This is a genomic window from Acinetobacter sp. CAU_H_S170_2, assembly GCF_058890445.1.
In genome coordinates this window covers 386,571-412,961 of sequence record NZ_JBZYAE010000001.1, presented here as the reverse complement: position 1 = coordinate 412,961, position 26,391 = coordinate 386,571, and the positions used below count along the sequence as shown (strand labels likewise).

21 protein-coding genes, 1 tRNA gene and 1 pseudogene are annotated in these 26,391 nt (G+C 39.1%); 11 read left to right on the top strand and 12 right to left on the bottom strand.

Annotation, left to right across the window (positions count from 1 at the left end; genetic code table 11):
* The first annotated feature begins 78 nt into the window (after window positions 1-78).
* Window positions 79-576 carry a phosphate-starvation-inducible protein PsiE gene (locus AC5EUN_RS02070; RefSeq protein ID WP_130234989.1) on the top strand — a complete coding sequence of 166 codons (498 nt, stop codon included), beginning with the start codon at window positions 79-81 and terminating at the stop codon, window positions 574-576.
* A gap of 70 nt (window positions 577-646) precedes the next feature.
* Here the strand turns inward: AC5EUN_RS02070 and AC5EUN_RS02065 are convergent, their stop codons facing one another.
* Window positions 647-1,099: an RcnB family protein gene (locus tag AC5EUN_RS02065; RefSeq protein WP_130235012.1), complete on the bottom strand. Its 453-nt coding sequence runs from the start codon at window positions 1,097-1,099 to the stop codon at window positions 647-649.
* 196 nt (window positions 1,100-1,295) lie between these two features.
* Here AC5EUN_RS02065 and AC5EUN_RS02060 point away from each other — a divergent pair, with 196 nt between their 5' ends.
* The gene (locus tag AC5EUN_RS02060) at window positions 1,296-1,748 is read left to right on the top strand and encodes a hypothetical protein (protein ID WP_130234990.1); all 453 of its coding nucleotides are present in this window, start codon (window positions 1,296-1,298) and stop codon (window positions 1,746-1,748) included.
* A gap of 118 nt (window positions 1,749-1,866) precedes the next feature.
* Here the strand turns inward: AC5EUN_RS02060 and AC5EUN_RS02055 are convergent, their stop codons facing one another.
* Window positions 1,867-3,330 (bottom strand): phospholipase D family protein, encoded by a 1,464-nt coding sequence (locus AC5EUN_RS02055; protein ID WP_130234991.1) that lies wholly within the window; start codon window positions 3,328-3,330, stop codon window positions 1,867-1,869.
* A 167-nt stretch (window positions 3,331-3,497) separates the two neighbouring features.
* Complete coding sequence (gene znuD / locus AC5EUN_RS02050) at window positions 3,498-5,531, bottom strand: zinc piracy TonB-dependent receptor ZnuD (RefSeq protein WP_130234992.1); 2,034 nt, start codon at window positions 5,529-5,531, stop codon at window positions 3,498-3,500.
* 138 nt (window positions 5,532-5,669) lie between these two features.
* Here znuD and AC5EUN_RS02045 point away from each other — a divergent pair, with 138 nt between their 5' ends.
* The 5 genes and pseudogenes from AC5EUN_RS02045 (at window position 5,670) to AC5EUN_RS02025 (ending at window position 10,835) form a co-directional block, all read left to right on the top strand.
* On the top strand, window positions 5,670-6,434 hold the full coding sequence (locus tag AC5EUN_RS02045) for a DUF4184 family protein (RefSeq protein ID WP_131230593.1): 765 nt from the start codon (window positions 5,670-5,672) through the stop codon (window positions 6,432-6,434).
* Window positions 6,435-6,585: 151 nt separating this feature from the next.
* Window positions 6,586-8,370: an aspartate--tRNA ligase gene (aspS, locus tag AC5EUN_RS02040; RefSeq protein ID WP_131230595.1), complete on the top strand. Its 1,785-nt coding sequence runs from the start codon at window positions 6,586-6,588 to the stop codon at window positions 8,368-8,370.
* A 319-nt stretch (window positions 8,371-8,689) separates the two neighbouring features.
* The gene (locus AC5EUN_RS02035) at window positions 8,690-9,574 is read left to right on the top strand and encodes a lysophospholipid acyltransferase family protein (RefSeq protein ID WP_131230597.1); all 885 of its coding nucleotides are present in this window, start codon (window positions 8,690-8,692) and stop codon (window positions 9,572-9,574) included.
* A gap of 152 nt (window positions 9,575-9,726) precedes the next feature.
* The gene (locus AC5EUN_RS02030; RefSeq protein WP_125281242.1) at window positions 9,727-9,948 is read left to right on the top strand and encodes a hypothetical protein; all 222 of its coding nucleotides are present in this window, start codon (window positions 9,727-9,729) and stop codon (window positions 9,946-9,948) included.
* A 5-nt stretch (window positions 9,949-9,953) separates the two neighbouring features.
* A pseudogene (locus AC5EUN_RS02025) lies at window positions 9,954-10,835 on the top strand (lysophospholipid acyltransferase family protein).
* A 76-nt stretch (window positions 10,836-10,911) separates the two neighbouring features.
* Here the strand turns inward: AC5EUN_RS02025 and AC5EUN_RS02020 are convergent.
* Window positions 10,912-11,727, bottom strand: a complete 816-nt coding sequence (locus AC5EUN_RS02020) for a glycosyltransferase family 25 protein (protein ID WP_125280189.1) — start codon at window positions 11,725-11,727, stop codon at window positions 10,912-10,914.
* A 159-nt stretch (window positions 11,728-11,886) separates the two neighbouring features.
* Between AC5EUN_RS02020 and AC5EUN_RS02015 the strand changes: the two genes are divergently transcribed.
* The 3 genes from AC5EUN_RS02015 to AC5EUN_RS02005 all read left to right on the top strand — a co-directional run bounded on the left by AC5EUN_RS02015 (window position 11,887) and on the right by AC5EUN_RS02005 (window position 15,806).
* Window positions 11,887-12,795: a glycosyltransferase family protein gene (locus AC5EUN_RS02015; RefSeq protein ID WP_004697719.1), complete on the top strand. Its 909-nt coding sequence runs from the start codon at window positions 11,887-11,889 to the stop codon at window positions 12,793-12,795.
* Between the two features lie 60 nt (window positions 12,796-12,855).
* Entirely contained in the window at window positions 12,856-13,803 is a 948-nt protein-coding gene (locus tag AC5EUN_RS02010) for a WaaZ-like lipopolysaccharide core biosynthesis protein (protein WP_004697717.1), read from the top strand.
* Between the two features lie 74 nt (window positions 13,804-13,877).
* Entirely contained in the window at window positions 13,878-15,806 is a 1,929-nt protein-coding gene (locus tag AC5EUN_RS02005) for an acyltransferase family protein (RefSeq protein WP_131230600.1), read from the top strand.
* Between the two features lie 3 nt (window positions 15,807-15,809).
* On the opposite strand, the gene AC5EUN_RS02000 is transcribed toward AC5EUN_RS02005, so the two are convergent.
* The 4 genes from AC5EUN_RS02000 to AC5EUN_RS01985 are packed head-to-tail and all read right to left on the bottom strand — an operon-like array spanning window position 15,810 to window position 19,338.
* Window positions 15,810-16,721: a glycosyltransferase family 32 protein gene (locus AC5EUN_RS02000; protein WP_131230602.1), complete on the bottom strand. Its 912-nt coding sequence runs from the start codon at window positions 16,719-16,721 to the stop codon at window positions 15,810-15,812.
* Window positions 16,722-16,775: 54 nt separating this feature from the next.
* Entirely contained in the window at window positions 16,776-17,534 is a 759-nt protein-coding gene (locus tag AC5EUN_RS01995; protein ID WP_004697713.1) for a glycosyltransferase family 25 protein, read from the bottom strand.
* Window positions 17,535-17,548: 14 nt separating this feature from the next.
* On the bottom strand, window positions 17,549-18,532 hold the full coding sequence (locus AC5EUN_RS01990; protein WP_130234997.1) for a Stealth CR1 domain-containing protein: 984 nt from the start codon (window positions 18,530-18,532) through the stop codon (window positions 17,549-17,551).
* 35 nt (window positions 18,533-18,567) lie between these two features.
* Entirely contained in the window at window positions 18,568-19,338 is a 771-nt protein-coding gene (locus AC5EUN_RS01985; RefSeq protein ID WP_130234998.1) for a glycosyltransferase, read from the bottom strand.
* Between the two features lie 174 nt (window positions 19,339-19,512).
* On the opposite strand from AC5EUN_RS01985, the gene AC5EUN_RS01980 reads away from it, so the two are divergent.
* Entirely contained in the window at window positions 19,513-20,682 is a 1,170-nt protein-coding gene (locus AC5EUN_RS01980) for a nucleotide sugar dehydrogenase (RefSeq protein WP_130234999.1), read from the top strand.
* A gap of 51 nt (window positions 20,683-20,733) precedes the next feature.
* Here the strand turns inward: AC5EUN_RS01980 and AC5EUN_RS01975 are convergent, their stop codons facing one another.
* The 4 genes from AC5EUN_RS01975 to AC5EUN_RS01960 all read right to left on the bottom strand — a co-directional run bounded on the left by AC5EUN_RS01975 (window position 20,734) and on the right by AC5EUN_RS01960 (window position 26,233).
* Window positions 20,734-21,660 carry a branched-chain amino acid transaminase gene (locus tag AC5EUN_RS01975; RefSeq protein ID WP_004983545.1) on the bottom strand — a complete coding sequence of 309 codons (927 nt, stop codon included), beginning with the start codon at window positions 21,658-21,660 and terminating at the stop codon, window positions 20,734-20,736.
* A 33-nt stretch (window positions 21,661-21,693) separates the two neighbouring features.
* Window positions 21,694-24,438, bottom strand: coding sequence for a bifunctional [glutamate--ammonia ligase]-adenylyl-L-tyrosine phosphorylase/[glutamate--ammonia-ligase] adenylyltransferase (gene glnE / locus AC5EUN_RS01970; protein WP_130235000.1), 2,745 nt, complete (start codon window positions 24,436-24,438; stop codon window positions 21,694-21,696).
* A gap of 81 nt (window positions 24,439-24,519) precedes the next feature.
* Window positions 24,520-25,788 carry a sensor histidine kinase gene (locus tag AC5EUN_RS01965; protein WP_130235001.1) on the bottom strand — a complete coding sequence of 423 codons (1,269 nt, stop codon included), beginning with the start codon at window positions 25,786-25,788 and terminating at the stop codon, window positions 24,520-24,522.
* 358 nt (window positions 25,789-26,146) lie between these two features.
* Window positions 26,147-26,233, bottom strand: a tRNA-Leu gene (locus AC5EUN_RS01960).
* Window positions 26,234-26,391: the final 158 nt, after the last annotated feature.

Sequence of the window (26,391 nt, the reverse complement as noted above, 5' to 3'; positions counted from 1 at the left end):
ATTTTTGCTTTTATACGTCATGTGCATGAAATTTGCTTATGATGCAATAAACCACCATCAACATATCAGGAGGCAGCCATGACCAACCGTGACCCTAAAATAGAGAAAATAGAAACCCTCATCGATAAACTGGGCAATACTGCAGTAGAAAGTTTTCACTATGTGGCTTTATTTATTATTGGCTGTATGGTGATTTGGTCGGCAGGACATACCGTTTATGAGATCCTGACCATTAAACAATATGCCTCGATTGATGATATTTTACTGTTATTCATCTACTTAGAACTGGGTGCAATGGTTGGTATCTATTTTAAAACCAACCACATGCCTGTCCGCTTTTTAATTTATATCGCCATCACCGCCCTCACCCGTCTTTTAATTTCCGATATCCAGCATGACCACAAAGCGGATATGGATTTGGTGATTATTACGGGTTCAATTTTAATTATGGCGATTGCAATTTTGGTGGTGCGTTATGCATCGTGGAATTATCCTTCAGTAATTCGGGATAAACATGCCGACAAGCCTTTACCCGAAGGGAAAACACCACGCCCACAAGATGATGAACTCGCTTAATTCTTTATTGACCACTAAAAAACCCTCCGTCTAAACAACGGAGGGTTTTCTGTATCAGTCAAAGATTCATTTATTTTGAATCCGCTTCTAAAGCGTAGCGTCCATTTTCATAGATCCAGTGCATGCCTTCAGGTGGGTCTGGCAGTCCCAAACGTCGCCAATCGGTAATCAACACATAATCACGGCTTTCAATACTGGAGTCGCCATCCCCATACACATAGCTATTGGTTTCCTGACTATAGGTTGAATAGCTGGGTGCTCGGTAAATAATACTCACACCTGGTCGCATTGGATATCCGCCATGTGGTGGATGGTGCGGAGGTGGTCTGTGATGAGGGGGCTCAATTTGAGGCGGTGATGTAGGTCTGGGCATTGCTCCTTGATACGGCCCAGCATAGGTTGGGAAACGCTGGGTTTGCGAAGTCAGCGGTTTTCCATAATTACGCGTCGCTGGTTGAGCAAAACTCAGTGCAGGAAATAAGCTGAGTAAACTTATTCCATAGATTATTTTTAAATATTTCATCATCTTCCTCCACTGAGGTGAATATTATTATTTTAAACCTATTTTATGGATAAAAAATGTACAAACCATCAATTTTAGATCACTGGTCGTTATAACAGCAATAAGGTTTAAAGCTGGATTTCTTTGAAAAGCAAAAAATGCATGAGTTTTCAGTTTATACTTAATCTTTGTTTATAAATGTATTGGATGAACAATCGTGGCTGAATTAAGTTTTGATCGACTCTATGAATATTTTGCAAAAGTGCCCAGTATTCAAAAAAATCTGATTGATGCTTATGGCACAGATGGAAAAAGTGCATGGTGGTTTAAGTTTCAAATTGATGTAGATCACCCGTTGGCATGGCAAACGGTACAAGAGTTGGGACATGTACTGAACTATATTTCTAAAAATGAGCGCCTACCGACGCAGTTTTTACCTGTGTCACCGCCGCCGTATATGAATGGTGAAGCCAAGCAATTCTTGGCATGGGTCATTCAGTGTAACCATCCTGATTTTTCACCTGATGTCATTTGTGACTGGTTAGAAGCACGCCTACCAAGCCCTGTAGAAGATATTGAAAAATGGAAAATCAAAACTGATCTGCATGAACTCGATAAGATGACCGATAAAGATTTGGATCAAATCATCCCGCCAAATCCTGAGCAGTAAAATCTTAAAAATTAAATCTCCCTAAGTCCCTCTTTAAAAAGAGGGACTTTTCATCTTGTACAACGTAGGAAGTACCGCTTTTCATGAAACAGCAAGAAATGGAAAAAGGAATTCGAAATTAAAACGTCGATAAACCACTCCACTCCATAAAGCGGTATAGCCCATATTTGAGTTTTGACTCATCTTTATATTGCTCATAGCCCACACTCATTTGACGACCATTTAAGTTCGACCATGCCCCATCAAAATATTGCTGTGCATCTGTAAACACCGATGCGTTAGACTGGCCAATCACACGTAAATTGGTCTCTAAGTTATAATTCTTCAAATTCCGTGCGGTAAAATTCGCTGAACCTAAAATGAGCTCTGCTTCTTGTGCATGGCGTTTTAAAATCATTTTGCTATGACACTGCTCTCCTTGAGTATTACACCACCGCACTGTAATACCGCCATCGTTAAGCTCAGACGCAACTTGACGGTTCGGAATTCCATTCTTTTGACGACCAAATGCATCTTTATTTGGGTCGAGTAAAATCCGAAGTTTAACTCCACGATTCTGCGCATCTTTTAAAGCATTGATAATTTGACGCTCAGACAAATAGAACATCGCCAAATCAATCTGGTCATTGGCTTTTGCAGTATTCAACAAGTTGAGGGTTGCATCTAGGATTGCTTTTTCCGTCAGCACCTGTACCTGCGGCTGCGATGGAATTCCTGCAATTTCGCCCAAAATCACCATCGGCACATCGCCCTGAGACATATGTGCCACAGTTTGCTCGGTTTTCAATACATCAATTGCTGTATTGCCTGTCACCAACAGGGCTACATTGGAATGTCGCGAACTGCCATCATGTGGATTCGCCGATGTGACCAAGGTTTTCCAACCTTCGGCGGTATCGACCACCAAAGTTTTGCGGTGATTGGCTTTAAAGTTAAATAAGTTTAAATAACTACGTAAAGTAATTTTTTCATCCCCAAACGGGTTTCTTAACCAACCGCCGTCGGGATTATTGCCTGCGTTTTGACAACAGATATACCAAAAACCAGACCAAATGGGATTCGATGCGCGGAGCGGACGTAAATCGGTTTCAATTACATCCACGCCTGCCTGACGTAACTTATGGTAATGCTCAGGTAATAGCCCACCATATACCGAGTTAATCGGGTCAGTAATGACTTTGATTTCAATATTCGGATGCAAGCTTCGCTTGACAATCAACGCATCGGTCAGCTGACGAGTCAAAGCACGTTGTGATGCTTGAGATGTTCCCACTTCATCGTTAAACAAGAACATATCCAACACAATCGTGGTTTGTGCATCTTCAATTAGTTTAAACACTGTGTCGAAAATATGATGATCTTGTTGCTGTTTGCCTTGTGCGTCGATGTAGGTTTGATCTGCAATAAATTTGACATCGGCATGACGTAACTTGCCCGTATAGTCCAGGCCATCAGGCAGTGGTTTAACGCTATGGTAAACTGCGGAGGTTAAATAAGTCAGAGCCAATAACCCCACCACGACACCGACATAACGGGTCGATGTCCAGTTGAGCTTTTGATGTAATTTTCGAAAGATACGCATAACAAAAAACCTAATCCAATATACTCAGACTAGGTCTTATTGTTTGATTTTTCAAGAGGATTTCTGTTGTCAATGTTTTGGCAACCTCTCCCTAACACTCTCCTTTGAGGAGAGAGCGAGCATCTCCTCTTTATGGAAAAGGTTGGGTTGAAGCTTGAAATAGCACCTTAGAAACTAAAGTCCAGTCCGACCGTGAAGTTACGCCCCACTTGTGGAATGGTCGATAAGAAAGAGGTATGCGAATAAATTGTCTCATCTAAGAGGTTATTGGCTTTGAAATACACGCGATAATCATTGCCCTGCATATACTGACCATTATACGCCAAGCCCAGATTCACCATGTTATAGCCCTCGGTTTCGGTCTCATAGCTTGCAATTCGATCTTGCTCAAACACATGGTAGTACTCTGCTGTTCCTGACCACGTGTCACTAAAGTTCGCATTCACTTTTGTTCCTAAACGGCCAGTAGGCACCCGTGGTGCATTTTCATTGTCAATTTTGCCACGTACATAGTCACCAAAGACACTCATTTTATAAACATCATTGATGGCATAAGAGGCTTCTGCTTCAGTCCCATAAAAACGCGCTTTGTCTTGAGTGTAGTCTACTAGGCGGAAGTTTTCGTAACGGTCTGCGGTTTGAGCATAAATGTAGTTATCATACCAGTTGTGGTAAACATGAACGTGATAATCAATTTTATCCGTATCGTAATGGAAACCTAACTCTAGGTTATTTGACTTTTCGACATCGAGATTTTCATTGCCACGTTCATAAGTATTGGTTGCAAGATGCTTACCATCAGCATAAAGCTCTTGTGCCAAAGGTAAACGCTCTTGATGTGACCCGACCAAAGATAGTTTATAGTTCGGTGCAAACATCCAATTCACAGCACCCGAATAAGACACGGCATAATCATCATAGTCTTTTCGATCTGACTCAATATCAATGGTCTGCTGATCGACACGTGCCCCTAACTCAAAATGGAAGTCATTCCACTGCTTGTGTTCTAAACCAAATACGCTCCACTTTTGCGTCTTGGTCGGTTCTAAAATAGACTCTTCACCCGTGATATCTAATTTTTGTTGATTGTACTGTACGCCAACCACACCTTCCCAATCCGCAATCGGCTGATGCACCATTTCTAGACGCGCATCATAACTCTTACTTTTAAAGGTAGTTGCAACACTATCGCCTTCAATTTCATCATGTTGGTAGTCGGTATAACTGGCATGTGCTCGTAACTTCTCAAACCCTGCAAGCGGATTTAAGATTTCTGCACGGAAATCATAACGTTCCGACTTCAAGTCAACCCAAGGCCCTGTCTCATGTTCGTCTCCATAATCTTTCTCACCACATCCAATTAATAAATTACCTGATACAGTGCAACTTTCATATTCATGGCTGTGCCCAGGTAAACCGTACTGATCTTGACGGTTGGTATAGGCAATACCCGCAAAACCACGCTCACCAATCCATGAACCGCCAACACTGACTGTTTCACCTTTGGCAAAGGTATTTCCAACACGACGTTCTTTTTCGAGTTCACCTTCATGCTCATGGAAATAGTTCGGCGCAATATAGTCATTTGCTTCACGCTTTGAACCTTCAACTCGAAGAGCAAACTGACTCCCCAAAGCAACCGTCGCCCCAGCACTGGCCAATTTTTCATCACTACCAGAGTTGTAGCGTAATCCAGCCGTACCTTCTAAACCTTTTTCAGGCATGCTGGTTGGAATTTTTTGATCGGTGACATTCACCAAACCGCCCACGGCACCTGCACTATATAACAGGGTTGAAGGGCCACGGATGATTTCAATTTGCTTGGCCAAAATCGGATCAACAGTCACGGCATGGTCTGGCGATAAAGTCGAGACATCAGCAGTTTCTGAAGCATGTTGTAAGACTTTCACGCGAGGGCCATCTTGACCACGAATCACAGGTCGGCTTGAACCTGAACCATATTGATTTGAATATACGCCTAGCTCATCGGCCAAAGCATCCCCAATGGTCGGTGCACGTTCTTTTAAGCTTTTTTGATCAATCACCTGATCAGCGACTGCAAAATCAGCAGCGGTCTGAACGAGTGGATGTGCTTGGCTGATCAACGTTTCAAGTTGTTGTGTTGTTGTGTCATCTGCAAAAACGGCAGGTGCGACCACCGCCAAAATAGAGAGCGTTATCAAATTTTTATGGAAAGACATGGAACTCACTCAAGCGTACAATTTTTGAATATTGTTATAATATAACATTTCAAATTCATTGCAATAAAAAACATTCCAATCGTAGAAAAAAGATAAACTGCCCTATCCATCTAAGTCGATGCCAACGCCAACAGATCAATGCCCTTTACCATTTCACATGCCGTTCTCGCGCCTCCTTTAGCCAAACTCAGTGGTGACCGTCTACCGATTGCTGCCATTGCCATTGGTTGTATGACCCCCGATCTTTATCGACTGTTTACACAAGCCAATTCAAATACCACCCACTATTGGACTTCACTGATTCACCCTGATCTTTGGATTGGACTCAGTTTTTGTGTTTTGTGGTACGCGCTATTGCGGCCCTGTTTTTATCGTTTTTTAGGTATTCAGCATGAATTAAGGCTGAGCAGTATGCTACGTTTTTTTAAATTTTCTGTGGCCGTTATTCTAGCAATACTGCTCGGCACAGCTACGCATCTGTTATGGGATGGACTCACCCATGCTGACTTCCGCACCTTGTTCGGACATGAATTTTTAAGCCAGAGGTTCTCTTTGTTAGGGCACGGCTATCCGCTACACCGCATTTTACAAATTGGCACATCGGCACTGGCCCTCCCCTTGTTGGCGTGGATGAGTTGGTGTTATTACCAAACACATCAGCAACATTTTCCTGTCAGTCTAAAAATCAAACGCTTTGCGATGGGACTGTTCATACTGAGCCTTTTGGGCGGTTTAGTCAGTGTTTGGGACTATGCACGTTATATCCCCACGCAAGTGTGGCAGTCAGACCTGTATTATTTTACGGGGCGAAGTATTAATGAGTTTAGCCAAGTCGCTTTGCTGATTTTAATCTTTGGCTGCATTCTGTTTTTATTTTTAGATCGTGACTATCGTTTAGGCTGAATTTAGACCAACGCTTAAATGCTATTTCATGCCTTTTTTAAGCTATACCTTGAGAGTCAATGCCCAAAGAGGCATAATCCTACCTTTATTTCTGGCGGTACGCTGTTTACGTATTCGCTACCTTTAGCCATATAGTTGGATTTTTAACGCCATGATGCGAACTCATTACTGCGGTTCTTTAACCGAAGCTCAAATTGATGAAACAGTAACCCTCTGCGGTTGGGTACACCGTCGCCGTGACCACGGTGGTGTCATCTTCCTTGATATGCGTGACCGTGATGGTCTTGTGCAAGTGGTTATTGACCCAGACACTCCTGAAGCATTCGCAACTGCAGACAAAGTACGTTCAGAATTCGTATTAAAAATTACAGGTCGTGTACGTCGCCGCTATGCAGGCACAGAAAATGCCAATATGGTGAGCGGTCAAATCGAAGTTTTAGGTAAAGAAATCGAAGTTCTTGCTGCATCAGAAACTCCGCCGTTCCCATTGAATGACGACAACACTAATATTTCTGAAGAAATCCGTTTGAAATACCGTTTCTTGGACATCCGTCGTCCTGAAATGTTAGATCGTTTACGTTTCCGTTCTAAACTAACCAACCTAATTCGTAACTATTTCGAAGACAATGGTTTCTTAGACGTCGAAACTCCGATTTTAACCCGTGCAACGCCTGAAGGTGCACGTGACTACTTAGTGCCAAGCCGTGTTTCAAATGGTAGCTTCTACGCACTTCCACAATCACCACAATTATTCAAACAATTGTTGATGGTGGGTGGTATCGATCGTTACTACCAAATCGCAAAATGTTTCCGTGATGAAGACTTACGTGCAGATCGTCAGCCTGAATTCACCCAAATCGACGTTGAAACATCGTTCATGAGTGACGATGACATCATGGATTTGATGGAAACTTTAACCGTGAAGATGTTCAAAGAACTTCTAAATGTTGAGTTTGATAAATTCCCACGCATGACATACAACGATGCAATGCGTGACTATGCATCGGACAAACCAGACTTACGTATTCCTTTAAAATTGGTTGACGTCGCAGACCTAATGCAAGAAGTTGAATTCAAAGTATTCGCAGGTCCAGCGAAAGATCCTAAAGGCCGTATCGTTGCATTACGTGTTCCAGGTGCAGGCTCTTTACCACGTAGCCAAATTGATGAGTACACGAAATTTGTCGGCATCTACGGTGCAAAAGGTTTAGCGTACATTAAAGTAAACGAGCTTGAAAAAGGCATCGAAGGCTTACAATCTCCAATCGTGAAATTCATCGAGCCGATCGTGCTTGATCTATTGAAACGTGTTGGCGCAGAAAATGGGGATATCGTGTTCTTCGGTGCAGACAAAGCTAAAGTTGTGAACGATGCCATGGGTGCTTTACGTATTAAAGTCGGTCATGACTTAAAAATGTCGACTTGCGAGTGGGCACCGCTTTGGGTGGTTGACTTCCCAATGTTTGAAGAAACAGATGATGGCAAATGGACTTCTGTTCACCATCCATTCACACTGCCTAAATCAAGCGTTGAAGATGTGAAAAATAACCCAGGTGCTGCGCTTTCTGTGGCTTATGACATGGTGTTAAACGGTACCGAAATTGGTGGTGGTTCACTGCGTATTCATAACCTAGAAATGCAAAAAGCAATTTTTGAAGCATTAGGTATTGGTGAAGAAGAAGCTGAAGAGAAATTCAGCTTCTTACTCAACGCATTACGTTACGGTGCTCCTCCGCATGGTGGTTTAGCATTCGGTCTAGACCGTTTAGTCATGCTCATGACGGGTGGTGCGTCTATTCGTGATGTGATTGCATTCCCGAAAACCAAAACTGCTGAATGTCCATTAACGCAAGCACCTGCACCAGTTGAATCAAATCAACTACGTGATTTAGGTATTCGCTTACGCGAAAAACCAAAAGCTGAAGAAACCAAATAATCTTTAGATTTTGATTAAAGAAACCCTGCCATGCGCAGGGTTTTTTCATTCACGGCAACACCATCCATTTCATAGATATTATTTTCGCTTCAAATTTTCCAAAATTTCTTTTGAACTTTTAATCTATCCCCCTTACAGTGATTCACGATAGTCTATATTTTATTGCAGCAGTTCTTGCACTGAATCACTCTATTGATTTATTCATTTATTTTGTTCTTAAGACGCTCATCTTTTTTTGATTTTATCTATCTTAGATTTTTAAGTCTCTTTGCAAAATTTTCTCTCATCTCATCTTTTAAAAAGATTTCTGAGTCAAAATATGGCTATTTATTATCTACTTAAAATCATCTCACTTTTTCCCTTGTCCTTTTTACAATACATCGCACGCGGAATTGCGCACCTGCTTCACTATAGTGACTCTTCAATCAAGCGTATCACCACTATTAATCTGCAATTGGCCTACCCTGAGCTCGACCCAATAGCACTCCAGAAACGCGTTCATCTCAGCATTCAAAGCCAATGCCAAACCTATATTGAATTTTTAAAATGTTGGGGAATGCCTCCACAATACAACCTAGATTTATTGAAAAACATTCATGGTGAATCTGTTCTAACCGAGGCTTTAGCCAATAAAAAAGGCGTGATTGTGGTCATTCCGCATTTTGGTTGTTGGGAGCTGTTAAATGCATGGTTAAATGTCTATACGCAACCCATGATTATGTATAAACCCTATAAAATTAAAGGGATTAACCGCTATATTCTAGCTGCACGGCAAAAGTTTAATGCAACCCTTGTTCCTACTGATGAAACAGGGATTCGTCAGATTTTTAAACACCTCAAGCAAGGTGGGTTAACTGTTGTTTTACCAGATCATCTGCCAAAACCGAGTGGCGGTATTTATTCATATTTTTTCCAGCAGAATACTTTGTCCACGACACTGGTCTCTAAAATGGCGGCAAAAACACAATGCAATGTGATCGGATTAAGTTGTATTCGTAATACTGACGCAGCAGGTTTTGATGTGTACTGTACTGAGCTATCTCAAGATATTTTATCGAAAGATCTACAGCTATCTGTAGACAGTTTAAATCTTGCCATGCAAGACATAATTAACCAAGCACCTGAACAGTATATTTGGTCCTATAAACGTTTTAGAAATTGTTATGGCAATATCAATGCTTATCGGATACAGCCACCAATGTAGGCTCCACAAACCAACACGTGATCTCAAGTAATTCGAAAACAATAATGTATGTTATTTCCTAGAGGCCTGAATAGAATACTTTTATTCATTTGAGATCAATTCTCAGCAGTGGCATAATAGCGCACTGTTTTAGATAAGTTGTGAGCAACCAAATGGCTATGCGTCCTGAAGTCCGTCGTCGCGGTATTGTGCTAATTGTGTTTGCAATCGTACAATGGTTTTTCATGCGCTATATTTTAGACAATCAATTATTTAATTTAACCACCTATGACCGTATTGTCTTTTTCTGTGTAAGTAGCTTGGCAGGTGCTTTTGTCATTTTTGTCGGTTTGATTTATATGGTGCTGAAAGGCAACGCGAATAAACAAGATTAATCGCAATGTCGTTTTATACCACTTTACTCCGTATCCTACCTTTAGCATTTTTGCGCAGTATTGCAAAAGTGGCGGCTTACTTTATTAATCAAAACTCAGATAAAAGTATGCTTTGGAAAACACGGGTAAATCTAAGTCTTACTTATCCAGATATTCCTGAGAGTGAGCGTGAAAAGCTTGCTAAAGAAAGCGTAACGAAGCAATGTCTAAGTTATATCGAATCTGGGAAATGCTGGGCAATGCCTCCCGAATGGAGTATCCAGCAAATAAAGACGGTTCATAACTTAGATGTACTAACAAATGCATTAAATGATCACCGCGGTGCTTTAATTATTACCCCTCACCTCGGTACATGGGAAATGATGAATGCGTGGGTACACCAATATGGTATTCCTACCATTATGTATAAACCCATGAAAGACTCAGGATTTAATGCTTTTGCTTTACATGCTCGCCAACGGTTAAACGCGACATTAGTTCCAACTGATGCCAACGGTGTTAAAGCATTATTCAAAAACCTCAAACAAGGTGGTTTCAGTGTAATTCTGCCAGATCATGTCCCTCAACCCTCTGGTGGTGTCGTGGTTCCTTTTTTTTGAATTCCTTGCTTAACCAGTACTTTAGCCAGCAAAATGGTACAAAAAACTCAATGCCGCTTAGTGGGATTAAGTTGTTTCCGTAGAGAGGATGGTGAAGGTTTTGAGGTCTACTGTGATGATCTCAATGATCCTGAACTTTATGATCGAGTTATAGAAGTTGCGACAACTGCATTAAATAAAGCGGTAGAGCAAATGATCAACCGCTTTCCTGCTGAATATATGTGGGGATATAAGCGGTTTAAGGGAAATCCTAATTTTGAAAATTACTACCAACCATCATCTCAATAATAATCATTCCTTCCTAAATTTAACTAAGCAAATAATCGACTCAGAAGTCTGTTCATCACTCATAACCGCCGCCGTATTACTTAAATTTTATTTTAATCAAAGCCTTACCCTTGATAGATTGAATTCTTTCTTGGAAAAATACATGAACTTGCAAGATTAAACGACTCATTTCACGTTTCATTTTGCCCAATAAAGTTAATTTCTTCTTACTTTTATCCTCACCCTTTCGCGCATTTCTCACGTTTTCAAGTGAACTTGGAAAGTTTGTCTTGCCTTTGGTTAAAATCACATCTTGAATACATATTGCTGGGGACAATTGAAAAATCTTTTCGCCTGAGGACTCAGGGAATTCTCTAAAAAGAATATGATCAATTGGTATTAGTTTTGGACTTCGCAATACATACTCCAATAATTCCTTCGCGACATTTAATGAAAGTATATAACCACCTGCACCCATATGTGGCTCGCCCAATAACATGAGTTTTCTATTCAAATGCAAAGGAATAATTGATTGCATCTTAGGAAGTTGAATCTTTTTATTTAAGGTTTCTAATTTAATGATGCCGCAGAAAGATGGTATCCACGCAACATTGGTAAGAAACGAAACAGCCTGTTTACCCAAATAAATATCATCTTCAAAAATAGCAATATAGTCTAACTGTTCATCTACTGCTTTTTTCCACAACACCACATGACTCAATAGACAAGCAACTTCATTCTGATGTAAATCAGTTTGCTTAGTTACTAAGCCTATTGCAGATGAAGTTGCTTGTAATGTCACAGGGGTAATTGCATCAAAAAACTCGAAATCGACCTTTTCTTTAGCAAACTCCGAACTTATATGCGCTCGTCGAAGAGTCGCGCTAGACAAACTAATAACAAAATTTCTCATAAACTAAGGCTAAATTTATTCTTAAATTCAATAATAACAATTTTCTATAAAATTAAACTAGACATTATTTGAATTCATTTTAACAAAGGGTTTTGTATTATTTGCTTTCAGATTATACTTATCAAACTGCTTGCTATCTTCTGCGTGACGAGAATCAGAATGCCCAAAGAAACAATTAAAATTTTTGTTGGCTGTGATCCAAATAACTGTGATTTAGAACAAATGATGGTGCTTGATTATAGCATCCGTAAAAATACACAGCACCCAATTGAAATTACATGGATGCAGTTGAGCCATGATCCTACTAGTCCGTGGTATAGCAATCAAGAAACGCATGAAGGATGGCATACTGAGAAATGGGCAACCCCATTTTCTGGTTTCCGTTGGGCAATTCCTGAATCATCCAACTTTGAAGGGCGTTCGATCTATATGGATGCTGATGTCATCGTTTTATGTGATATCGCAGAGTTATGGTCGCATCCGATGAAAGATGATGCAATCGTCATCGCCAAAGGTGGCAAAAGTTCAGCTCGTTTATGTACTTGTGTTTGGGATTGTAAAAAAGCTAAACAATATTTACCTTCACTTAAAACGTTGCAATCGGATCCAGATGGTCACAAGAAGTTAATGCAACTAATCAAAGACCAACCTCATTTAGTCCAAAACTACAATAATTCATATAACTGTATTGATGGTGAAGGCTTAAAAATAGAAGACATCAAAATTCTACATTACTCCGACATGGGTACTCAGTTTAGCCATAAATACTCGTTACCGCGCCTAGAAAAAAACAATCAAAAACATTGGTTTGATGGAAAAATCATGCCTCATCCAAGACAAGACTTAGTTGAGTTATTTGATCAATATTATCAAGAAGCATTGGATAATGGTTATAAACCTGAAGACTATTTAGTAAAAGCTTATGGTCCATTTCAAAAAGCGACTCAAATCAATTATCAAGGCAATAAAGTTACACGCCCTGTCAAAGGGACAACTTGGCTTACAGCTAGCATCAAAGCCATAAAATCAAAGTTTAGTAAAAAACCTAATTTTACTTTAGATGACTAAAATTGGTAGCAGGCTACGTTGTATCCTGTTTCATATTTTCTTACATAGAATTTGATCTTTATGTCTCAACCAATAATCTCAGCCCAACGTTTTTTTTCAAATTATATCCTTAGAAATCTGTATAAATTTATTTACAAGTATAGTCATCCAAAATCATATAAACACAATCGTCGCTATTGGCCATACTATCAAGTAGAACGTAGTCCCGATGGTGATTTGCAAAAAATTTATTTTAAAAAACAACTTATTGTCGATAATTCCCAATTAAATTTTAGTCCCAATCGAAAATGTATGCTAATTGCAACAGGTCCATCTGTGCATCAACTAGAAACGTCATATTTACAGCGATCGGATATTGATTATATTGGTGTAAATGGTGCAATTGCCTTAAGTGGTGTCAAATTTAAATATTATGTGATCATTGATCACAATTTCACCAACAATCGTTTTGATCTAATTGAAAATGTACTTAAAACTTCCTTTTGTACACTATTTACAACACCACGTTGTTTAGACCTGATTTTAAGAAAAATAAAATTAGAAAATATTCTTTGCGACATTAAAGTTGTTGAGCCTATAACTGAAGGTGAAATTGAGCGATTTTTAGGTGAGCGGATACGCGTGACTGAAACTCCAAATTATTTTCATATCTATGACCGCTTAGGGTTTTCTAGTCACATTTTTAATGCTGTTTTTGACTATTTTACAGTGGCTTATGTTGCACTTCAAATCACTTATCATTTGAAATATAAAGACATTTATATTGCAGGTTTGGATATGAATAATTTTTCCCAACCCAGATTCTATGAAAATAAAGAAAATAAACAACCCACTATGTTGAATCAGTATTTAGATGTAACATTGCCTGCATTCGATGCCGCTGCCCGCTTTCTAAAATCTCAGCAAATAAATGTCTATAATTTATCTCAGAACAGTGCAGTAAAAGCTTTTGAAAAAATACCTCCTGAACAATTACAAAATACTCTATTGACACAAAGTGGTGAGTAGAACTTACAATTCACCTGTAATTTCCTTCCATCCTTATGTGAACGCTCAATTCTTTCTGTAGTCATCCCAAATATATGAATAATCATCAATTTAGAACTGATATTAATGGACTTCGAGCATATGCTGTAGTTTTTGTTGTTCTTTTCCATTTCAATGTATTCGGTTTCTCTGCTGGGTACTTGGGCGTTGATGTTTTCTTCGTGATATCAGGCTATCTGATGACAAAAATCATTGTGGAAAAGCTTGAACACAATAATTTTTCTTTTGTTGATTTTTACTTATCTCGAATTATTCGTATATATCCCGCACTATTATTCTTAGTCTTAGTTTTAACGGCTTTGGGGCTATTTGTGTTTATCCCAGAAGATCTAAAAAACTTTGCTAAAGATGCGAGATACAGTCTCACTTTCTTATCAAATAATCTCTTCTATGAACAATCAGGAGACTATTTTGCAACTAGTTCACATGATAAAGCATTACTGCATACCTGGTCTTTAGCTGTTGAATGGCAGTTCTACATCCTTTTTCCCATCATTTTGTACACATTTAAAAAGCTTACAAAACAAACTAAATATATAGGCATATTACTTCTAATATTATTTTCTTGCTCATTTTTGTTGTCTGTAAAACTTACACCAGAAAATCCGATATATGCTTTCTTTAAACTCTCAACACGTGCATGGGAGTTAATTGCAGGTGGACTGGTGTACTTTTATTTTAACCAATATTCTTTATCATCGATTAAGCAAAAAATTATTGAATATACAGGTTTTGGACTTTTAGCGCTAAGCTTGATTTTTTTAACCAAAGATACGCCTTGGCCTGGTTATGCTGCATCCCTTCCTGTTTTGGGTACAGTTTTAATTCTAATCGCCAACCGTCAAAACTCTATACTAACGAAACCCAAGTTTATACAGAGTTTAGGCAGTGCTTCATATTCTATTTATTTGTGGCATTGGCCGATCTCATTTTTATTGAGCTATTTCCTAATTCAAAAAAATATTATCAATATCAGTTTTGCTCTTTTATTATCTTTTATTTTAGGATGGTTGAGTTACAAACATATTGAACCCTGTCGTATTCATCTGAATAAAATCAATAAAAAGTATGTTTATCTACTTTTTATCTTAAGTATTGCGATTCTCTATCCATTTTATAAGTTTCTAGGTAAGGATGGGTTAGAAAATCGAGCCGATGCAGAATACCTAAAGCGTATTGAGAAAATACAGATGCCTATGGTCTCGAATGGTTGGTGTTTCTATAACATTAAAGATGATCATAGTCTGACTGTTGGAGAAAATGGATTAAAATGTCATATAGCATCTAACTCAACAAATGCTAAATCAGCTCTTTTGTTTGGAGATTCATTTGCAGGTCACAATATTCCATTTTGGGATCATCTAGGCAAAAAGCTAAACTTGAACATCCATACGATCAGTACGAATTGGTGCTATCCAAGTCTTGATAAAGAATTTACAGGTGACAAGTCATCTACCGCTTATCAGCAGTGCTTAATCAACCGAAACTATCTGAAGAATCATATAGCTCAGTATGACGTTCTTATTTTTGCTGGTCGTTGGACTGATATTGTTCGTCAAAATCAGCAGAATTCATTTAGTGAGCTACTCAAAGTTGCACAAATGAATAATAAGAAAGTGATTGTAATGTCTGAACCATATACTTTTGATCAAAACATCAGCTCAATTTTCAAACGTGCAATATGGTTAGAGCGAGACTTTAATCTAAATGAGTATATGAACAATCCACTCGCTACAAAGCAAAAATATGCAACGAGTGTGATTAATAAAATCGTTTCAGAACATCCGAATACACTCTTGTTAAGCCAAGCAGATCTATTTAAATCAGATCATATGGCAACCAAAAACACACCGTATTCATTTGATGGACGTCATATCTCAATTGTTGGGTCATTAGCATCTGAACAATACTTTGAAACACGACCAAAATTTAAAGTATTAGAAAACTTTATTGCTAAAAAGTAGTGATTAGATATCAATAAACGAGTCGTTAAAATACATTTTTTTACTGTAATAACGACTTAATATTCCCCTTTCTTTTCCTGCCAGTTTGATCAGCTTAGGCTTTTCAACTGGCGGATAATTGAGGGCAAGATCAATCAACACTTTTTCTTTCATCCATTTATTTTTTACTTGATAGAAAAAAGCATTCCGATCACAGTTAATCAAGGTCATACTCGGTAAAGTTGTACGCATAATTTTTTGGCAGGCAACATAAGCAACCAAATATTCTAAACGGCCTATCTCTTGAAAATAGTCCTGATAATTTTCGTTATTTTCTTTAATCTGCTGAATATAAACCTTTGGTGTTAATTCTATAGCTTTTATTAACTCCTCAAACCAAGACTTAAAAAACATATTTTTGGCAGAACTTGCCAATAACCAATTCTCTAAAACAGGAAAGTCTGGGCAAGTCGTATTTTTCTTTCGATAATAGGCAAAACTGTTAGTTTGATGTTGAGTAACTAACCTTTCAATCCAATCTAGATTTTCATAAACAATTGTACTGGCATCTAACCATATCCCACCGTGTTGATAAATTAATTCAAATCGAATGAGATCAGCTTTCTGTTGTGGTGTCGCATGCTTTAAACGACCATAATCAATATCACAAAACTCTTTGACATTATTAGGTGTTAGAAAGTTTACAACATAGTTTGGATTGTTCTTTTTTATATTATCAACGCACTTCTGCACAAACTCAGGGAGTGAGCCTTCCCAATACATCCAGATAATTTTGGGAATAACTGCATTTTTCTGACCAGGATTGAGAACGATCAGGTCCGCGTAGTTATCTATTGACTCATTGATTTCTCTTTTTTGGTTTGAATACATTGTATAAAATTTCAAAAGATAGAAGAGCTTCTTAAAAAACTTCATAAAATGTACTCAACAAAATAAAGAAAATTATTTATTACAGTCTATAACTAGGACTCAAGACATTAAATGTTTAATTGCATAAAAGCGATCACGCCACATACGCTTCTGTTTCTTAAATCCATGAGAAGCACTTCGATTCTCAAGTTGCTTCCGTTTGATACCTTGAGCAGCAACAGTACCTAAAATATCACTATCCAGACCTGCTGGCTGCACAAATGGCTGCCAAACGCCAAGCCCTTTTCCTGTTTTACTTAACCAACTTTGGAAGAAAATATCGACTGGAACGGTCATGATTTTACCCAGTTGTACAAACTGTTCAGCTCCTTTTCGAGACCAAACCAAGCCTACACCACGTATTGGGAAATAATATGCATGCCACAAGGTATAATGATCAAACTCAACAATGTCTTTTGCTAATTTTTTCTTTTTAGCAGCAATATTGACGGTATACCAATCCAACTCTTTATGTTGATCTAAATAACTTAATAAAGATTCAAGCTTCTGTTTAAAGTTAGGCAACACTTCAATGTCATCTTCTAAGACAACTAAATAATCGGCATCCGTTTCTAGAAATTTTTCAGCACAACCGTAGTGACTTAGATAACAACCCAACTCAGAATTCATTAAACTACGCCCTAATATTTTCTGAGCAGCAAGATCATCGTAGTTTTCAAATTCAGATAAGGCTTTACCTCGCCCATCATAAGCAGAGAATCGGCTAAAATCCCATCCCGCTTGATTGAGCTGAGCTGTCGCACTTGCTAAACGTTGATCACTGCCGTCTAAATTAATAAGATAAGTCACAACTTTCATTTGCTTTCCTTCGTTTAGACCACAGTAGTCGGTTGAATTTGGCTGGGTAAAAACCCTGTAAATTTTTGAATCAGTGCGGCTCGGATGCGTCCTTCAGCTAATGATTCCAATTGATCTAGACTTTGTATACAGCCAAATTTAATCTCAGAATTAGATAAAGCTAATATAAATTTTTCCAAATCACGACCATCTTTTAAATAAGCAATATCAATATCATCTTTTAAAATGGCTTGATCAGATTGAATTGCTAAATGATTAGACAATCCCACTGGTAACAGTTGATCAATGTTCCTAAATTTGAACTGAATTTGCTGCTCTAAAAGCTCTTTATTATTCTTAAAGTAAGTACTGAGCAAATCACGACTGAGAATATGAGGGCGATGATGAATTTCGTAATATCTAGTCATTCCCACACGATCTGCACTCAGCATTTGAGCCGTTGAATATTTCGCTTCAGCTACCATTCCAAAATTCTGCTGTAAGAATTTTCGGAAAATATATTTCATTTTCTTGATGAGTGTTGCTTGCCAATGTCCATATATCACCATCTGACCATCAATAAGAAAATCACTTAAATCAGACTGTTGATTGAGAAAGAAATCATCATTCAGATAAATAAAATGATTTGAAATCCCTTTAATATTCCACAACATACTTTCAATACTTAATGAATTGAAAGTAGGTAAATACTGTTGGTAATTTCTAAATATTTCTTGATGATCAACCACTTGAATTTGACCAGAGCGACATAGCCCCTGCGCTTCAAACTCCCCAACAAAACTCGGCTGTTGGTGATCAGTTATAATGTAAATCGTTCCACAATACGGAACATATTTCAGAATTGAAGCAATCGAAAAATAGATTTCATCATTATGGGCAAATCGAGTGTCTTCCGCTGCACCTTTTACAACATTTTCAGGTTGAAATTGTTGACGTTTCAATCGATGATTTTCATCACTTCCATCAACCCAAGCAATAACAAAATCTAGTTTTTTCATAATTTTCTAATCAAAAGTAAACCAACATTGGGTTTTTAATGCCAAGCCTCTTTAATCCAATCTGATGGCAACACATAGCGATACCATTTACCACCACCACCATTTACTGCATCAGGTGGATTAATTTCCCCATGGAAAACAATAATTTTTGCACCTTCGGGTTTTACTGGTGCTTTAAAGTACGCCAAAGGTATTTTTTGCAAGCAATGATACTTATAACTTTTACACCAACTGTCAGGCCAGTAAGAGAGCTTTTTCTCTTGATCGACATACCAAGACAAATAGGCTTGCTCATTACGGAATTTTTTACGGATTTCATCAAAGTTTTCACGGAAATAAGGCAAAAGCCCCGGGAAAGCACCCAGCTTAAAACGGTAAACCGAACTGTTACCGGTAATACGCCACGGCCGTTTCCAGTCATGAATAATCAGAAAGTCGCCCGGATAGGTAAAGAACTCATCGATATTATCGACAATCACCACGTCAAGATCGAGGAAGAGTGCATTGCCTTCCAAACCATACAGATCAGGCTCAAAAGTGGACAATTTATTCCAGCCACGTTCAGGGCTTCCCTCTGGAAGTGCTAATGGAGGAATAGGAAAACACTGTACAGCAGGATCAATGCCATCGGTACGGTCCGTTAAACACACCATTTTAAAGTCAATAGTAGTGTGGCGTTTTACCATGTTATACAAACGATTAACGTAGTCCGAACCATATTTGGTTCCCCACTTCATACACAGCACAATATTCTGATTTTGTTGCTCTGTCGTATTTAAAACGTCATCATTTTCATGTACAGACATCTTTGAAACTACCGATCTACATAGTATTTTGCATCATAACATAGTCTAGGTTTGATTGAAGATTAGAGCCATAAAATCCCAAGTAATTACACGGTAATTAAACTGAAATGTATTGTTCATTTACATGACATCTTGTTCCTGCACCGTAATAAAAAATAATTCAGAATCAACAGAATGAAAATTACAGTGGTCGGTTTAGGCTATGTTGGACTCTCTAATGCTTTGATTTTAGCGCAGCAGCACTGTGTCACTGCATTTGATATCGATGAAAATCGTATTCACCAGTTAAATCAAAAAATCTCCCCAATTCAAGATAAAGACATCTCATTATTCCTAGAAAATGACAAGCTTCATTTTAAAGCAACGTCAAATAAAATAGACAGTTACATCAATGCTGAGGTTATTCTGATTGCAACGTCCACCAATTACGACCCCATCACCAATCAATTTGATACTTCAAGTGTGGAGCAAGTCATTCACGACATCCAACTCACTAACCCGATTGCGACCATAATAATTAAATCGACTGTACCTGTCGGCTTTACACAAAGAATGCGACAGCGATTTAACACAAACAATATTATTTTTTCACCTGAATTCTTACGTGAAGGCAAAGCACTTCAGGATAATCTTTACCCTTCTCGAATTATTATAGGTGAGCAATCGGAACGTGCTGAAACATTGGCACAACTCTTTCTTAATAGTGCCATTAAAAAAGACTGCCCTGTACTATTTACTGACTCCACTGAAGCAGAGGCTATCAAATTATTTGCCAATACTTATCTTGCCATGCGTGTCGCTTATTTCAATGAACTTGACACCTATGCTCAAGTTTTTGATTTAAATACTCGTCAAATTATTGATGGCGTGTGTCTTGATCCGCGTATTGGAAAGTTTTACAACAACCCTTCTTTTGGCTATGGAGGATATTGTCTCCCTAAAGACACTAAACAACTTTTAGCAAATTATGAGCAAGTCCCAAGTAACTTAATTCAAGCAGTTGTAGATGCAAATAGAACCCGCAAGGATTTCATTGCTGAAACAATTATTCATAAAAATCCCAAAGTGGTTGGCATCTACCGTTTAGTCATGAAATCAGGATCTGATAATTTCCGCTCATCCGCAATTTTAGGGATTATGCGCCGAATTAAGGCGCAAGGCATTAAGGTGATTATTTATGAGCCAAATATTTCAGAAAAAAAATTTGCCAATAGTAAAGTTATTCGCGATCTAAAAAAATTTAAGCAACTAGCTGACTTAATTATTAGCAATCGTCAAACATCAGAACTAAATGACGTCCAAAATAAACTCTACACTCGAGATATTTTCGGTATCGATGACTAAACTGAAGACCAACAAAAAAGAGCTCCGAAGAGCCCTTTTCCACCTAATTACTTATTTTACATAAGTTAACCAGTGTGCGTATTTCGGGTCTTTCCCCTTAACCGCATTAAAGAATGTGGTTTGAATTTGTTCAGTGATTGGACCACGCGTACCTGAACCGATTTCACGGTCATCATATTCACGAATAGGCGTAACTTCAGCAGCAGTACCCGTAAAGAATGCTTCATCTGCAATGTAGAATTCATCACGTGTAATACGACGCTCAACCACGTCATATCCCAAGTCTTTTGCGATGGTAATAATAGTTTGACGCGTAATACCATCAAGTGCACCACCTGCGATATCTGGCGTATGTAAAACACCATCTTTCACCAAGAATACGTTTTCGCCAGAACCTTGGCATACATAACCTTGAGGGTCGAGCAACATTGCTTCGTCATAACCTGAGTGCGCTACTTCTTGGTGAGCCAAAATCGACAAGGTATAGTTACCTGACGCTTTCGCTTTACACATCGTCACGTTTGGATGGTGATGGGTAAACGATGAGGTTTTCACACGAATACCTTTCGCCATTGCTTCATCACCGAGGTACGCACCCCAGCTCCATGCCGCTACTACTGCATGAATCGTATTGTCTGTTGCAGCAATACCTAATTTTTCCGATCCAATAAAAATAATTGGACGCAAGTAGCAAGACGCTAATTTATTTTCACGAACCACATCAATTTGAGCTTGCTCTAGTGTTGCTTGATCAAATGGGACTTTCATTTGATAAATTTTTGCAGAGTTCAATAAACGCTTAGTGTGTTCTTTTAGACGGAAAATAGCCGTGCCATTCGGTGTTTCATAGGCACGGACACCTTCAAACACACCCATGCTGTAGTGCAAGGTATGTGTTAATACGTGAGTTTTTGCCTCACGCCAGTCAACCAATTGTCCATCTTGCCAAATAAAACCATCACGATCAGCCAAATTCATGACACACACTCCAAATTTATATACACAGTCATGTTACCCAATGCTCACGATTGAGCTTGGATCAATTAATCTTTGCCATAATTTGCAAACGATCACTCGGGTATCGCGCCAGTCCGCAGCATTTACTTGCATGGATTGATTCGCAAGGGCTAAACGGTGGCTCTCGGCTCGTTCACTGAGATAAGCTTGAATCAATGCAGTCGCATCGTCACTGGATAAGCAACTGGCTTTTGCGGCGTCTTCAAGGATTCGTACATTGTCGGAATAATGGGCAAGATCTGGATGAGATCCGCTCCATGCCAACACAGCATACTGTGCCATAAATTCGATATCGACGATACCACCTGCGTCTTGTTTTAAATGAAAAATTCCATCTTTTTGTTGTTCTTTAGAAGAACCCAAATGGTCTTTCATTTTTTGACGCATCTTCAGCACTTCTGCGCGTACATTTTCCTCATCTCGTGGCTGTGTCAAAATCCGACAGCGCAATGCTTCAAATTTATCACGCAAACTTGGCTCACCTGCAATCGAGCGAGCACGTACCAATGCTTGATGCTCCCAGACCCATGCATTTTTCAACTGATATTGCTCAAAGGCTTTTAAACTGGTGACCAAGACCCCCGCTTCACCCGATGGGCGTAAGCGCGTATCGATTTCATAAACCCGACCATCGAGGGTCTGCGTGGTCATCAATGACATAAATTTCTGCGCAACACGCATTGCAAACTCGAATCCACTGATCGACTTCAGCCCATCGGTATCGGCTTGCTCATCCATATAATGAATAAAGACCAGATCTAAGTCCGAGCCATAACCCAGCTCAATCCCACCAACCTTGCCATAACCCACAACAGCAAATGCCAAATGATCGATCGAACAGCGCTGTCCTTCAACATCGAGCGGATAACCATGTTTCTTTGCCGTCATTTGGTAAGCTAAATTTAAAGTTGTACTGACCGAAACTTCTGCAATATCGGTCAAAGCATCGGATACTTTCATCAACGGACTTTCAGCCAAAACATCACTGGCTGCAACTGCCAAAACATTGGATTTTTTAAATAGGCGCAGCACACGCATCAAATCCTCAACGTCATCAAGCTCAATACGAAGCAACTGTTGACGCAACGAATCTTCCAAATCTTGACGGCGCGGCAGCTCAAAGTCCATGGACAAAAATTCATCCAATAGCACTGGATAATGGGTCAATTCTTCACAAATCCATGGACTTACGGTTGCCATTTTCACCAAGCGCTGTAACGCCCCTTTACTCTCAATCAACATGACCAAATATACGGTGCGTCGCATTACCGACTCGACCAAGGGCATGAGGCGTAGCAACGCGGCTTGCGGCTTATCTGACTGTAAAATCGCTTCAATCAAATGCGGCCAAAACATTTTTAAACGCTGCACCGCTTTTGCAGGCAGTTTTTTCAGCGCATGACCATTCCAAAATTCATGAATGAGGTTTTTTGCATTCGCATCTAAGACCTCATTTAAACGCGCTTCTAACTGACTAAAGCTTTCAACGAAAGGATCATGTTCTTTTTCTTTAATTAAATGCTCAAACTGGTAAATAACTTTGGCGCGCTTTTGGTTTAAGTGCTCAATAAATGCATCCCAAATTACAAAACCCAAGGTGTCAATCATCCTTTGTCTGAGTTCTGGTTCTGTTGGTAAAGACTGGGTTTGTTGATCATTCAGAGCTTGAATGGCATGTTCTACACGGCGCAGAAATAAGTAGGCATCTTCCAGCTCACTGACCGCTTGCCCATCCAGCAAACCCACTTCACCCAAATGATGCAAGCTCACTAAACATTGACGGTCTTGTAATTCTAATTTTGCCCCACCATAAATTAGCTGAAAAACCTGCACAATAAATTCGACTTCACGAATACCACCTGCACCCAACTTAATATCATCTTCGATATTGCGGCGTAATACTTCACGCTCAATCATGGCTTTCATTTCGCGCATGGCTTCAAAAGCGGTGTAATCGACATACTTACGGAACACGAAAGGACGAGTCATGTCCAACAACTCATTCCCCTCTTTGCCCCCTGTCACAATCCGCGCCTTAATCCACGCATAGCGCTCCCACTCGCGACCATGCTGGCTTAAATACTTCTCCAGCGCCGCATGACTAATCGCCAATGCAGAACCATCACCCCAAGGACGTAAGCGCATATCCACACGGAAGACAAAACCATCAGCCGTGATATGGTCCAACAAGTAAATGAGTTTCTGACCCCACAAAATGCAAAACTGTTGTACGTCTATGCATTTACGACCATCAGTTTCACCTTGCTCATCAAAAGCAAAAATCAAGTCGATATCACTGGAGAGATTCAACTCTTGTGCACCGAGCTTCCCCATCGCGACCACAATTAAATCTTGAATTTTATGGTTATAACCCACAGGCTGACCATGTTTAGTCACCAATGGCGCTAAGGCAAACGCTTTTGCCACACAAATGGCTGCATCGGCAAAATCCGATAACTCTCGCGTTAGCGTCATCACATCGATCAGTTGATTGGCATCCTGCCAAATCCAGCGAAACATTAAACGCGCACGTAAAATTCGGATGGTGCGCATCCATGTGCTTTCATCACTGATCTCTTTTAAGCTGTTTTGAACGACATTGAAAATTTGTTCGGTGGTCAATGGCTGAGAAAATTGATCAATTGCATAATCTTGTTCAAGATAAACCTGATGTATAGATAGGACTTGTTCCGCATATTGACTTGCGCGCAATGTCTTTTGCAATTGCTCAGCATTCATGATCGACCCTTTCGCATTGTTTTGGTTATTTATAACAGCAGATCATGAGATTAGGGGAATTATTTTATAAGAAAAATATGATTATTCACTAAATTCTTGCTGGGATGTCTCGAGTGACAATGCTTGATGTGCGCTGTTCGAACGTGGCAGGCTGACGATAAAAGTTGAACCTACACCTTCTTTCGATGTGACTGAAATTTCACCTTTATTCAAATCAACAAAACGCTTACACAACACCAGACCTAGACCAGTCCCATTCTCCCCAGCTGTCCCCTTAAAACTAACGGTTAGTTTCGGTTCAAACAAAGATTCGATTTGCCCCAAGTTCATACCTAGACCCGTATCTTGAATGTAGATATCGATAAAATCATCACGTTTTTTGGCATCAATCGTCACAACACCTTCGCCATGCATATGGGTAAATTTCAGCGCATTTGAGACCAAGTTTTGGATCACCGAGGTCACCATATTGATATCTGCAAAAATTTTTAAATCATCGGGGACACGGTCAATCAGTTGAATATTTTTATTGATGGCCAACGCATGCAACACATCAAAAACAATTTGAGAGGACTGCTTAAGCTTGTAATGGATGGGGTGATAAACAAAGCGCCCGCCTTCTGCCATCGCCCAATTCAGTAAACTTTCTAATAAGCTATAAGTCGATTGTGCTGTATCATGCAGATAATCTGCAATGCTTTGCACACCAGACTCATCCAAACTTTTGCGCTCTTCAGCCAACACTTCTGAGAATCCAATTAAGCCATGAAAAGGCGCCCTTAAATCATGTGCAATAATTTGGAAAAATTTGGTTTTACTGACATTCATGGCCACCTGTTGTTCATACAACTCTTTGAGCTCCGCATTTTCCATGCGCAAATGCAGCAAATTGAGAAAACCAGAGGCCAGTTCATAGACATTTTCTACAGCATCTTGCGTAAAAGCCTCCAACTGCTCATCAAAGAAAATCACTTGCCCTACAGATTTATCCGATACCTTTAAATCCAATGCGATGATCCGCTGATGTTTAAACCCTAAAGCACTCACCTGCTGAGAAAGATGATGATAATGGCAATGCAGGCTATCAATCGCAATCTCCCCTTCAAAATGAGTAGCAAAATTGGCTTCAGCGGGTAACTGAAAAGCATTGAATGCGTGTTTGCCCGCATACCAACTATAAGGTTCATTGCTAAACGTTAGAATTGCGGCATGTGCACCTAAAATTTTTCGCGCAAATTTGAGAAAGCTCTTAATTTTATTGTCATTACTGTTCACGCCCAACAATAAAGATAAGTGACAAGCACTTAACTGTTCTGTATCAGACCCGATATCTAGCAATTGAATACCCATTTCTGCCTCATCTTTTGTGATTTTCGGCACAAACCTATTATTTACTTGTATTTATTAGCAAATTTTCAACATTAAAACAATATAAAAATACAACAATACAAGCGTGGCATTTAACAAAAAAATTAATTATTTCAGAATTTTATCTTGTGACTACTTTCTCTTTTTGAAAACTCGTTATTTATCAGAAGGATTAAAACAAAATTGTGAGTCCATCATATGAGGACATAATTAAGCAAACCCGCACCAAACATTCAATTGCTTTAAGCCATCTGTAATGTTTTATGGCGATTTGATTCAAATCTTAAATTTCAGGCAATAAAAAACCCAAGACTGAATATGCTTGGGTTTTTTAATATCTTGGTCCCGAGGGTCGGACTCGAACCGACACGTCATCTCTGACAGCGGATTTTGAGTCCGCCGCGTCTACCAATTTCACCACCTCGGGAAGGTGTTGATGCGTATATTAAACTTTTTGAAAAACTTGTCAACGCAAGTTGATAGTGATTGGCTATTTTTAAGTCACATTTGTTTTTTTAGCTTTATATTTGTGCAATTTCAGCGTTTTTCAACAAAAACGCATATACTAAGCGCAATTTTGACCTC